This is a genomic window from Fictibacillus nanhaiensis, from assembly GCF_036213205.1.
Taxonomy (GTDB): Bacteria; Bacillota; Bacilli; order Bacillales; family Fictibacillaceae; genus Fictibacillus; species Fictibacillus nanhaiensis_E.
The window spans coordinates 25,825-38,116 of the sequence record NZ_JARMFC010000018.1 but is presented as its reverse complement, the minus strand read 5'-3'; the positions used below and the strand labels follow the sequence as shown (position 1 = coordinate 38,116).

Annotated in this window: 11 protein-coding genes and 4 tRNA genes; 1 reads left to right on the top strand and 14 read right to left on the bottom strand. The window is 41.9% G+C overall.

The genetic code is table 11. The annotated features are described in order from the left end of the window. Window positions 1-95 precede the first annotated feature (95 nt). From P4V41_RS16210 to P4V41_RS16180, 7 genes are all read right to left on the bottom strand, one after another. The gene (locus P4V41_RS16210; RefSeq protein ID WP_328086160.1) at window positions 96-1,556 is read right to left on the bottom strand and encodes a peptidoglycan DD-metalloendopeptidase family protein; all 1,461 of its coding nucleotides are present in this window, start codon (window positions 1,554-1,556) and stop codon (window positions 96-98) included. A gap of 204 nt (window positions 1,557-1,760) precedes the next feature. Beyond that, complete coding sequence (locus P4V41_RS16205; RefSeq protein ID WP_137791303.1) at window positions 1,761-2,360, bottom strand: glycerol-3-phosphate acyltransferase; 600 nt, start codon at window positions 2,358-2,360, stop codon at window positions 1,761-1,763. A gap of 438 nt (window positions 2,361-2,798) precedes the next feature. Continuing rightward, window positions 2,799-2,874 (bottom strand) — tRNA-Phe (locus tag P4V41_RS16200). A 7-nt stretch (window positions 2,875-2,881) separates the two neighbouring features. Next, window positions 2,882-2,957, bottom strand: a tRNA-Asp gene (locus P4V41_RS16195). Between the two features lie 34 nt (window positions 2,958-2,991). Continuing rightward, window positions 2,992-3,066: transfer RNA gene (locus P4V41_RS16190), tRNA-Glu, on the bottom strand. Window positions 3,067-3,083: 17 nt separating this feature from the next. After that, window positions 3,084-3,159, bottom strand: a tRNA-Lys gene (locus P4V41_RS16185). 406 nt (window positions 3,160-3,565) lie between these two features. After that, window positions 3,566-4,852, bottom strand: a complete 1,287-nt coding sequence (locus P4V41_RS16180) for an adenylosuccinate synthase (protein WP_328086157.1) — start codon at window positions 4,850-4,852, stop codon at window positions 3,566-3,568. Between the two features lie 217 nt (window positions 4,853-5,069). On the opposite strand from P4V41_RS16180, the gene P4V41_RS16175 reads away from it, so the two are divergent. Further along, complete coding sequence (locus tag P4V41_RS16175; RefSeq protein WP_328086155.1) at window positions 5,070-5,474, top strand: UPF0158 family protein; 405 nt, start codon at window positions 5,070-5,072, stop codon at window positions 5,472-5,474. Between the two features lie 15 nt (window positions 5,475-5,489). Here P4V41_RS16175 and dnaB read toward each other — a convergent pair whose 3' ends face one another. The 7 genes from dnaB to rpsF form a co-directional block, all read right to left on the bottom strand. Further along, window positions 5,490-6,854, bottom strand: coding sequence for a replicative DNA helicase (gene dnaB / locus P4V41_RS16170; RefSeq protein ID WP_328086154.1), 1,365 nt, complete (start codon window positions 6,852-6,854; stop codon window positions 5,490-5,492). 252 nt (window positions 6,855-7,106) lie between these two features. Continuing rightward, complete coding sequence (gene rplI, locus P4V41_RS16165) at window positions 7,107-7,550, bottom strand: 50S ribosomal protein L9 (RefSeq protein ID WP_197195446.1); 444 nt, start codon at window positions 7,548-7,550, stop codon at window positions 7,107-7,109. Next, window positions 7,547-9,520, bottom strand: coding sequence for a DHH family phosphoesterase (locus tag P4V41_RS16160; protein ID WP_328086153.1), 1,974 nt, complete (start codon window positions 9,518-9,520; stop codon window positions 7,547-7,549). Before P4V41_RS16160 ends, rplI begins: the two co-directional genes overlap by 4 nt. An 11-nt stretch (window positions 9,521-9,531) precedes the next feature. Next, window positions 9,532-10,476 (bottom strand): YybS family protein, encoded by a 945-nt coding sequence (locus P4V41_RS16155; protein ID WP_328086151.1) that lies wholly within the window; start codon window positions 10,474-10,476, stop codon window positions 9,532-9,534. 462 nt (window positions 10,477-10,938) lie between these two features. Further along, window positions 10,939-11,172, bottom strand: coding sequence for a 30S ribosomal protein S18 (gene rpsR, locus P4V41_RS16150; protein ID WP_066399523.1), 234 nt, complete (start codon window positions 11,170-11,172; stop codon window positions 10,939-10,941). Between the two features lie 57 nt (window positions 11,173-11,229). Continuing rightward, window positions 11,230-11,775 carry a single-stranded DNA-binding protein gene (ssb, locus tag P4V41_RS16145; RefSeq protein WP_328086149.1) on the bottom strand — a complete coding sequence of 182 codons (546 nt, stop codon included), beginning with the start codon at window positions 11,773-11,775 and terminating at the stop codon, window positions 11,230-11,232. 21 nt (window positions 11,776-11,796) lie between these two features. Further along, window positions 11,797-12,087 carry a 30S ribosomal protein S6 gene (gene rpsF / locus P4V41_RS16140; RefSeq protein WP_066399533.1) on the bottom strand — a complete coding sequence of 97 codons (291 nt, stop codon included), beginning with the start codon at window positions 12,085-12,087 and terminating at the stop codon, window positions 11,797-11,799. Window positions 12,088-12,292: the final 205 nt, after the last annotated feature.

Here is a 12,292-nt window from a genome sequence, read left to right as displayed (position 1 = left end):
GAGACTCTTAACAGCGCAGAGCGCTAAGAGGCTCACCGCACGCCCCCTGGAAAGCGAGCAACCTGAAACGGAAATCAACCTGCTTTCACAGTACTTTAATTTTCACTTACAAAATCAGCTGGATCTTTAAGCACACCGTTCTCATACACTTCAAAATGCAAATGCACACCAGTCGATTGACCCGTTGTGCCCATCACACCAATCTTTGACCCCTTCTGCACAACATCACCTGTTGAAACAGAAATCGAATCAAGATGCGCATAAATCGTCCTCATGCCATTGTTGTGATCAATTATAATCTTGTTCCCATAATCTCCATCCCATCCTGCAGAAACAACTCTACCATTGTCTGCAGCTAGAATGGAGCGTTCTGAAGGTCTGGCAATATCCATCCCTTTATGCTCTTTACCCCAACGCGTGCCTTTATGACTGGAAATGTATCCACCCACGGCTGGCCATGAAAGAGTGCCTGTCCCCTTAGATGGAATCACTTTCGTACCGATCTTTTGGATTTCCGTAACTGGTGCCTTCACTTGTTTATTTTCTAAAATCTCTTTTTGAAGCACTTTGTTATCGGCTTTTCTTGTTGTATACGTAATATCTTCTACACCATGCTGTCCTTTTTGAACCGTTTTGATCTGTCCTTTTTCCAATGTACTGTCTTCTTGTTTCTCAACCTGAAATGGAAGCTCATTTTGAACACGAGTTGCTTCATACACAAGTACTTCAGTAAAAGGCTTTTTCTCTGTAACTGTAACAGACTGGCCGGCACGAATAACCGGCACAAACATGAGTCTTGTATTTAGCGTATAGAACTGATCCATTGATAAGTGATACTTCTCTGCAATCGACTGAACCGTTTCTCCTTTTTGAACAACATGCTCTTTCTTATCAAGGCTACCTTCTTTTAAAGAAGAGATGGCATCATCTACCGTTACAAGCTCACTGATGGATGTTTGTGCTTTTTGAATAAGAACTGGCGCTGAAAAGTCGATATCTACCACTTTACGTTCTCCCGGCTTTAAATCCGGTACTTCAAGCTTTTCGTTCTCAGCTTTCTTTTTTTCGATGTCATCTAACTCGGCCTTTGAGACATGTTCTAGCTTTAGCTTTAGCAGTGTATCTTTTGCTTCTTTTTTACTGGAAACATAAGCCACAGTTTGTCCGCCAACGACCAAACGATAAGCCTCAACTTCAACCGTTAGCTGCTCCTTCAAGTTCTCTATTACTTCCTTATTATCAAACTCTGGTCTGAACATCTTTTCAGGCTTAAGCTCGATAGACTCTTTTACCGCAAAAGCAAAGTTACTCTTTCTGCCTTTTGCTTGTTGTAATATGTGATCGACCGTCTCTTCAACAACACTTTCTTCACGAACGGTTCCGATTTTCTTACCATCTACATAAACGTGATAAACCGTTTTGATCAACTGGTTATCATCGCTACTAGCGGAAGTGTTCGATGGATTCATCGTGAATGCTGATACTATTAAAATCACTGCAACAAACGGCAGTGCAATATATTTAATAAATCTTTCAGTGGTTTTTCGATTGTTCACTTTTTCTATTTCCCCCTAAAGATTCTCTCTCTCTGATCTCTGAATTATGTCTAAAGACCTATTTCCATTTATGTCTTTAGCACCTCTAGTATCCTATCATAAGGAATTTCGATTTGTCAGAACTTCGGGGATTTTGTAATGCAACTGTAAATAAACGACATAAAAAAGAGTATAAATTCACCGATTTATACCCTTTTTTAACACCTATTCCGTTAATTTGATGCGTTCTTTAATATCTTCTTTTTGAACATAAACAACGAGAAAGCTGATTGGAATCAGAAGCAGCGTCTCTAACCATTGCTTTTCAAACAGCCAATAGAAAAAAGGTGTTAGTGCAAAAGCAAAGAGTCCCGCTACGGTTAGACTTCTTTTTATTCCGTAAAAAAGCAGAAACGCAGCTGCTACAAGAACGGCAGATATGGGGTGAAAAATAATCATCCCTCCGATAAAGGAAGCCACTCCCTTCCCGCCATGAAAACGGAGAAAAATCGGATAAAGGTGTCCTAGAATTACCGCTAAAAAACCGAGTAGCTGAATATATGGTGGATATTGAAATTGTATACCTGCCCAAACGACCGCTGCCGCTTTTAAGATGTCACCGGCTAACGTGAGTACGAAACCCGATGGTCCTAGCACTCTGCCAGCATTCCGCGCTCCTATATTTCCGCTGCCTAATAATCGTAAATCAACGCCTTTTATAAGCTTTGCTACAAGAAACCCTGTCATGATGCAACCAACAAGGTAACTCGCGATCAAATACAGCGCCCATTCAAATTCCATCTGTATGATCACTACCTTCCTCATCCCAATTGATACACTATATTCGAACGATTGAGTACTTATCCCTCTTTATCAGCATTAAAAGTCTATGGTGGGTGTGAAAATGTATGAAACGTGAGTGTATAGATGCTGATTTGTGCAGTGCCTGTCTCTTTGTAAGCCTTTTTGGAGGTGTATCGGTGTTGTTCTGCTGCCGGAAGGGGTCAGTGCTGATACCCTACGTGGTACTTGAGCTATTAATTAAGTCTAATCTTGATGCAATTAAGTCGAAATAAAAAAAATTAAGTCTAATTCCATGGCAATTAAGTCTTAGAGACAAAATAAAGGCCATTCGATCATTCTCGACAAAGACGTCCTTGGTATATACCCTCCACAAACGGCGACCGATCGTACGCAAAAAAATAAAAAAAGCATGCTCCCTTTTCAAGGAACACGCAACATGTTTTAGGATTTAAAGTAAAATGGTGGCTCGAGACGGAATCGAACCGCCGACACGAGGATTTTCAGTCCTCTGCTCTACCGACTGAGCTATCGAGCCATAAAAGTGGCGGACCCGACCGGGGTCGAACCGGCGATCTCCTGCGTGACAGGCAGGCATGTTAACCACTACACCACGAGTCCACTTTAATGCTTTTACCTATTTACTTAGAAAAAATGGTGACCCGTACGGGATTCGAACCCGTGTTACCGCCGTGAAAGGGCGGTGTCTTAACCGCTTGACCAACGGGCCACTTTTTTTAAAAAAAGTGGTGAGCCATGAAGGACTCGAACCTTCGACCCTCTGATTAAAAGTCAGATGCTCTACCAACTGAGCTAATGGCTCGTGCTTTGTTTTAAAACGTTTGTCGTTTTTTCACGACAAGTGTTACTTTATCACGTTATAGAAGCTTTGGCAATATGTTTTCCATATATTTTTTAAAAAACTTTTAATCGCCCAGCATCCTTCACTACATGAAGTCCATTTTCTGATGTTTTCATGTGTGTGACAACCCCATTGTGTGTAAAAGTAGAGATTGTGTGCGTAAGTTGTGTTGAAAAGTGTGTAGCCGATGTCGAAGTGTGCGAAAAACCAAAAAAAGTGTGCGCAAATAGCGGATAAATGTGCGAACGTGTAACAAATATAAAAACACGTACCGTAAATCCACTGCTCCATAGATTAGATTGTTCTTCATATTATTTTACTTCATAAAAAAAGAAAGCCCCTCGTTCCCAAAGGGGCCATAGTATATTTACGCAAATACGCCTCTTACCATGTTTGTTTGTGCACGGTCTGGTCCAACAGAGAAGATAGAAAGTGGAATTCCAGTTACTTGCGAGATGCGCTCCACATAGTGACGAGCGTTTTCTGGAAGCTCTCCAAGATCCTTCACACCTGTAATATCTTCCGTCCAGCCTGGCATCTCTTCAAATACAGGCTCACACTCAGCAAGAACTTTAAGGCTTGCTGGGAATTCATACGTTAGTTCACCTTTATATTTGTAAGCTACACAGATTTTCAACGTTTCAATACCCGTTAGAACGTCGATAGAGTTCAAAGAAAGATCCGTGATTCCTGAAACACGACGTGCATGACGAACAACTACTGCGTCAAACCAACCTACACGGCGTGGACGTCCTGTTGTTGTACCATACTCACGGCCAACTTCACGAATTTGGTTACCAACTTCATCATGAAGCTCAGTTGGGAAAGGACCATCACCAACACGTGTTGTATATGCTTTAGAAACACCTACAACATGGTTGATCTTAGACGGACCAACACCAGATCCGATCGTTACTCCCCCTGCGATAGGGTTAGATGATGTTACGAAAGGATATGTTCCTTGGTCGATATCGAGCATTACTCCTTGTGCACCTTCAAAAAGAACACGACGTCCTTCGTCTAATGCATCATTAAGAACAACAGAAGTATCGACTACATACTTTTCGATCTGTTGACCATATTCGAAGTACTCATCTAAGATCTGTTCTTTTGTGAAGCCTTCTGATTCATAGATACGTTCGAATAAACGGTTCTTTTCAGCCAAGTTGCGCTCAAGCTTCTCTTCGAAAACTTCGCGATCTAAAAGGTCAGCGATACGGATTCCGATACGAGCTGCTTTATCCATGTAAGCAGGTCCGATTCCTTTTTTCGTTGTACCGATTTTGTTAGCACCTTTGCTCTCTTCCTCTAAAATATCTTGACGAAGGTGATAAGGAAGAATCACGTGCGCACGGTTAGAGATACGAAGGTTGTCCGTACTTACTCCGTGGCTGTGAAGGTAAGCAAGCTCTTCAAGAACTGCTTTCGGATCGACAACCATTCCGTTTCCGATCACGCAGACTTTATCTTTATAAAAGATTCCAGATGGAATAAGGTGAAGCTTATACTTCTTTCCTTCAAATACAATTGTATGACCAGCGTTGTTTCCGCCTTGGTATCTAGCTACTACTTCTGCTTTTTCTGAGAGATAATCGGTAATCTTACCTTTTCCTTCATCTCCCCATTGTGTTCCTACTACTACTACTGATGACATGGTTGCACCTCCATGAAATTAATGATTGACGAATTTATCATCTAATCTTGAAAACCATGCTTAGTTTAGCAATATATTTGATAGAAGTCAATTAAAAACACGAACAATAAAAGATAAATTAATATTTTCGTTCGTAATAATTTTACATTTATATAGTCAGAAGATCCAAAACTTCATCGTATCCTGTAGTATTCACCTTTTTAGGAGGTACAATTATTTGCTTATCGAAAAATTAATGGTAGCTTACATGGATACAAAGACAAGCAACATTTATTATTTAGACAAAAATGAACAAACGATACTGCTTGATGCAATCGAGCACAATGGTCTTCCAAATTTAGAATTTTTAGATGCCGAAGAACCAGAGCGATTTATTGAGATTCCAAAGGTGATGAATGTTGAATCCTTCAGCTGGATGGTTGAATTTGAGAGCTCAAACCAAAACAGTGAGCTGCTGCACGCTTTAAATGAGGAGAAGCCTTTCGATCGTTTTACAGAAAAAGTGATCGAGCTCAACTTGCACGAAGAGTGGCAAACGTTTCAAAAAGATAAAGTAAAAAACAGAATAGAATTGTGGTTAACAGAAAATAAAGTAAAAGAAATGCAAAAGCAGCCGGAATAATTCCAGCTGCTTTTTTTATGCGCCCGGCGGTATGGCACTCTCGTCGTGCCGCCTATCCAGGTTAACGAACTTGTTATATTCTTTTACGAAAGCGAGCTCTACCGTTCCTGTTGGACCGTTACGCTGCTTAGCGATAATGATCTCGATGATGTTCTTCGCTTCTGTTTCTTTATCGTAATAGTCATCACGGTATAAAAAGGCAACGATATCGGCATCCTGCTCGATGGAACCTGATTCACGAATATCAGACATCATCGGACGCTTGTCCTGACGGGATTCAACACCACGTGATAACTGTGATAGAGCGATAACTGGCACTTCAAGCTCACGCGCAAGTGCTTTTAGGGAACGAGAGATCTCAGAAACCTCCTGTTGGCGGTTTTCGCCTGATTTCCCGCTACCCATAATAAGCTGCAGATAATCAATCAGAATCATGCCTAGACCTTTCTCCTGCTTCAGACGACGACATTTGGCACGAATATCGTTAATACGAATACCCGGTGTATCATCGATATAGATACCCGCTGCTGAAAGGCTTCCCATTGCCATCGTAAGCTTTTGCCAGTCTTCAGGCAACAGTGACCCTGTACGAAGGCGCTGAGCATCTAGATTACCCTCTGCACAAAGCATACGCATAACAAGCTGTTCAGCACCCATCTCTAGACTGAAAATAGCCACATTCTCATCTGTCTTAGTTGCAACGTTTTGAGCAATGTTCAGCGCAAACGCGGTTTTACCTACGGAAGGACGTGCAGCAACGATGATTAGATCGTTTCGCTGAAATCCCGCTGTCATTCGATCCAAGTCGTTAAATCCCGTCGGTATCCCTGTTATATCACCTTTACGGTTATGAAGAGCTTCAATGTTGTCGTAAGCGTGAACCAATACATCCTTAATCGCTGTAAAAGCGCTCGTGTTCTTACGGTTCGCTACTTCTAAGATCGACTTCTCCGCTTCGTTCAGAATCGCCTCTACCTCTTCTTCACGAGCATAGCTGTTCGCGGTAATATCTGTCGCTGTACGAATCAAACGGCGAAGAAGTGACTTCTCTTCAACGATCTTGCTGTAATACTCGATGTTCGCAGCCGTCGGAGAACTATCCGCTAACTCCGTTAAGAAAGATAAGCCGCCGACTTCATCCAACTGGTTCTTGTCCTGAAGCTCTGACGTAACAGTGATAAGATCGACCGGCTCTCCTTTTGCGTTCAGATCGAGCATCACGCGATAAATTCTTTGGTGAGTAGCGCGGTAAAAATCTTCCGGAAGCAGAATCTCAGATGCCGTAATAAGAGCTTCGGGCTCTAAAAAGATCGCACCAAGAACAGCCTGCTCCGCTTCAACATTCTGCGGCGGTATACGGTCAGCAAATAAATCACTCATGTTATTTCCTCCTTTCCTTACTAGTAATCGTTCGTATATGGTTTAAGAGCTTTAAATTAGTTTGGTTTTGGCTCCATGAATAGGTTGATCGGAGTGTAAGATGCGAGACTCCTGGGGGATCAGCGGGACAGGTGAGACTCTTAACAGCGCTATGCGCTAAGAGGCTCACCGCACGCCCCCCGGAAAGCGAGCATCTGAAACGGAGATCAACGCTTTCTTGGCCCGCAAAAAATCCGGGAAAACCCGGCTTTTTTATTCTTCTGTTACGTGTACCTTTACAGTTGCCGTAACTTGTTGATGCACCTTAATCGAAACATTCGTGTAACCAAGTGCTTTAATCGGCTCAGGTAGCTCAATCTTACGCTTATCAATCTTGATTCCTTGCTCTTTCAAACCATCAGCAATCTGTTTGCTTGTCACAGATCCGAAAACGCGGCCACCTTCACCTGTTTTCGTTTTGATCGTAACCGTCATCTCAGCAAGCTTTGCTTTTAATGCTTCAGCTTCTTCTAGTTGAGCTTGTTGCTTCTTCTCTTCGCTCTTCTGTTGACCTTGAAGTGTTGCCATCGCGCCTGATGTAGCTTCTGAAGCTAAGTTCTTCGGAAATAAGAAGTTGCGTGCATAACCTTCTGATACGTTTTTCACTTCACCTTTTTTGCCTTTACCTTTTACATCTTGAAGAAAAATTACTTTCATTCCTCTTCTCCCCCTTCAATATACTCATCAATGATTAGCTTTAAGTGTTTTTCCGCTTCATCAATCGAGCTGTTCTCAATCTGGCAAGCAGCGTTTGTCAGATGTCCTCCGCCTTCGAGTCTCTCCATGATCATCTGCACGTTGATGTCCCCAAGCGAACGAGCACTGATGCTTACTTTGCCGTCAATGCGATTTGCAATAACAAAGGATGCTTGAATGCCGTTCATTGTTAATAGTATATCCGCCGCCTGAGCGATAACGACTTGATTGTACGCATCCTCAGGAGAGCTTTTGGCAATGACAATGCCTTTTTTATAGATATCTGCGCTCTCAATAAGCTTAGAACGCCTAGTATACGTGTCTAGATCTTCTTTTAAGAACTTTTGAACAAGAATCGTGTCTGCGCCATGCGCTCGTAAATAAGACGCGGCATCAAACGTACGTGAACCCGTTCTGAGGGTGAAACTCTTCGTATCTACGATAATGCCTGCTAGAAGCGCCGTCGCTTCAAGCATACGCATCTTCAATCTTTTAGGTTGGTATTCAAGAAGTTCGGTCACGAGCTCTGCTGTAGATGAAGCATACGGCTCCATGTACACAAGCACCGGATCTTTTATAAACTCTTCACCACGGCGATGGTGATCGATGACTACGACATGATCAAGCTTGGATAACAGTTTCTCTTCAATAACCATCGTCGGTTTATGTGTATCGACTACGACCAGAAGCGTGTCTCTCGATGCGAGCTCCAACGCGTCTTCTGGTGAGATAAAATACTTCCAAATCGATTCAGTCTCTTTCAGTTCATCCATCAAGCGCTGAACGCCGATGTCGATATTGGCTTGATCAAGTACGATATATCCGTCTTTTCCGTTTACTTGTGCGACCTTTAAAATCCCGATCGCAGAACCGATTGAGTCCATATCCGGATTCTTATGACCCATAATGATGACCTTATCGCTGTCTGCCACCAATTCACTCAATGCATGAGAGATGACGCGGGCACGTACGCGGGTACGTTTTTCAACAGGATTTGTCTTCCCACCATAGAAACGTACTTTTCCGTTCGTCTGTTTGATCGCTACCTGGTCGCCTCCGCGTCCAAGAGCAAGATCTAGACTCGATTGAGATAGCTGTCCTAGCTCAGGCAGTGACGATGTTCCAGCTGCAACCCCGATACTGAGCGTAAGGGAGATATTCTGCTTAGCTGTAGACTCTCTAACCTCATCAAGTACGCTGAATTTATTTTTTTCCAACTCATAAAGGATGCGCTGGTTGAATACAGCTAAAAACCGCTCAGAAGACGTGCGTTTAAGGAAGATTCCGTGTACATTCGCCCATTCATTCAACACAGACGTTACTTTTGAGTTGATCGTTGAACGAAACTGGTCATCTAGTCCTTGCGTTACTTCTTCATAGTTATCGAGATAGATAATCGCCATGACTGTTTGTTCTTCATCATACAGACGTTCAAGATCTAACTGCTCGGTTACATCAAAAAAGTAAAGCAGTCTATCTTCTTTCTTAAAGTTCACTTGGAATCTATGTGTATTAATCTTGATTACTTCTTCCTTCGCATCACTCTTGATATGAGGAATCAGTTCTTCTGAAACATGGTTTAGAGAATGGCCGATAAAGGACTCTTCTTCAATAAGGGCTCCCATGTAGGGATTTGCCCATTCGATCTTAAAATCCTCATCATACAAAATAATCCCGATCGGCATTTCCATCAACGCTTCTTCTCCCACCTTCTTCAAGCGGTGAGAAAGCGTAGATATATAATCGCCCAGCTCCTCCTGAAAACTAGCTTCTGCTTTCATGGCATAATAAAATAAACCACCCAGCAGCACGAAGCCTGCCATTCCGATCATCCAATGAAAATACGTGATGATGCTTACCAGAACAACAGAAGTTACAAATAAGGCGATGACGGGATAACCATGCCACCGTTTTAGTAAAAACTTTGGCATACTTTCAGCTCCTACTGTTTAGGTTTCAACCGTTTTTTAATCATAAAGCCTAAATCAATTATACCTAAGAATTTAACGACTTCCAGAGGAATCGGCAGGAAAGAATTCAGCAAGAATACGAGTATAATCAATAATATGATTCTTTTTCTCTTCCAATTCTTTATCCAGGCATAATAAAAAATAACCGTGAAACCTTGTAATATAAGTACAAACGATAATATCATATACAAATTTATCGTTACAATATATAAAGACGTACCCTTTTCAGGCATACTAAATGTTAAAACAATCGCTATAATATAATACCACAAAAATGATTTTGGCAGGTTCCACTCACGAAATGGTGGAAACTTTGGAACATCATAACGCATTCTCTTCATCAGCATTCTTGCTGCGATATGCGTTAAAAAAGCAAGAATGACAGCTCCCCCGATAATATAAGTCGGAAGCATCATCGGAATCAATTCCGCTTGTTCTTTAAACTTTTCAATCTGGGCTGGATCTTGTCCGCCGGCTTTATAAAAGTCTTCCGCTGTTCCTATCGCACTTTGAAACTGAGTCTCTAACTCTTTTACAAAATTAATACCCATGAAAACTTGAGCGATAGCGAGGGTTCCTAACATGTTCACGATGTTGGACAGACTCGCCCCAAGCAGAACCGCAAACGCGGGTTTTTTTCTTCTATAAAGTTCCCCCATCACGATTCCGGTCAAACCAGCAAACAGGGTTACAATGATACCGTTAAGCCCCGCAAATGCCAACGAAACGCCAAACGTGACTGCCCATAAAAGTAATCCCGCTTTAAGATCTTGCCGGTACAAGTAAATGATAAACGGAAGCGGCAAAATAAATAACGAGACTAAGCTAAATAACGGTATGTACATACTGATCAAAAAAAGAAGCGTATAAATGCCAGAAACAACGGCACCTTCCACCAATACTCTAGTATTGCGCATGATTCACCTCATAAAATTCTTCATATGTTCTAATTGTAGTGACATAACCGCCGTAATTCAACTTAAACGATAATTCTAGCATAGACGTACTTGAAGCGAAGTAAACAAATTATGGAAGGTTGTTGTGTATTGGGTCGAAATTAGGGGGAATACACCTGTTTTTAGGGAGATTATGTGTGAAAAAGTGATTGGGGTAGCCTTGGAAGCTACTACGGTGATTCAATACAGGGGGTTCGGTCCTTTCGCAGCCGATTTTTCAAGGGACATGAAGAGGAATCCAAAATTTTTGAGCTCCAATCCACAAATTTCATGCCTGAATCCTAAAGTTTAAGCTGTTTATCCACGAGTTTTAGCCTTTTATCCGCAAGTCTACAATCTTCGACAAAAGTCGACGACCGCTACTATCTTTGAACACATAAAAAAACGCAGCCAGGAAAACCTAGCTGCGTTTTTTAAACGATCTTATTCAGATACATATGGTAACAATGCCATGTGACGAGAGCGTTTGATCGCACGAGTCAATTGACGTTGATATTTAGCAGATGTACCAGTTACACGACGAGGAAGAATCTTACCGCGCTCAGAAACGAAACGCTTTAAAAGATCAGTGTCCTTGTAGTCGATGTAAGTAATTTTGTTTACAGTGAAGAAACAAACCTTACGACGCTTTTGGCGTCCACCACGACGTCCAGCCATAGTTGGTCCCCTCCTTTAGTTTTATTTTATATATTCCGATTCATAGTTTACGTTAGGTTAAAATGGCAAATCGTCATCAGAGATGTCGATTGGCGTGCCATCATTTGCAAACGGGTCATCGTTGAAGTTATTACGTTTTGGATTCTGCTGTTGTTGCTGTCCTCCAAAGCCGTTGTCACTTCCATAGCTGCGGTTCTGATTTTGCTGCCCAAATCCGCGGTCATTTGATGGTCCACCAAAGTTGTTGCTGTTGCCTTGATATTGCTGGCCACCAGCATTAGCGTTTCTAGGTTCAAGGAATTGAACACTTTCTGCCATTACTTCAGTAACATATACTCTTTGACCCTGCTGGTTATCGTAAGAACGAGTTTGCAAACGTCCATCCACTCCTGCAAGCGATCCCTTTTTCAAGAAGTTCGCTACATTTTCAGCGGGCTTACGCCATACGACACAGTTAATGAAATCTGCTTCGCGCTCACCTTGCTGATTCGAAAAAGGTCGATTAACAGCAAGTGTGAAATTAGCAACAGCCACACCGTTTGGAGTGTACTTTAATTCTGGGTCTTTTGTTAAACGTCCCACCAGTACTACTCGATTTAGCATTCAGAACCACTCCTTAAAGGATTAATTTCTTTCGTCTACGATTGTCATGAAACGAAGAACATCTTCGTTGATCTTCATTAGACGGTCGAATTCATTAATCGCTTCGTTTGGAGCGTTAACTTCCAATAGCGTGTAATATCCATCGCGGAAGTCATTGATTTCGTAAGCTAAACGCTTTTTACCCATTTCCTTTTCGTTCGCGATCTCCGCACCGTTGTCAGTTAGGATGCTTTTCGCACGCTCTTTAGTTGCCTTAAGAGCTTCCTCCTCGATATTCGGACGGACGATGTACATAATTTCGTACTTTTTCATTCCGTTCACCTCCTTTTGGTCTAAGCGGCCCAAAACATTCATTCCGGGCAAGGAGAAAATCATCAAAAACAATATTTGTTGACAATTAACTCACAATAAAGAATTATATCAAAACATCTTATATAAAACAAGCATCTCTCGAAAAAAGCATAAAAAAGAGGAAAAGCGATTGCTTTCCCTCTGATTTTTCTTATTTTGGTTTTTC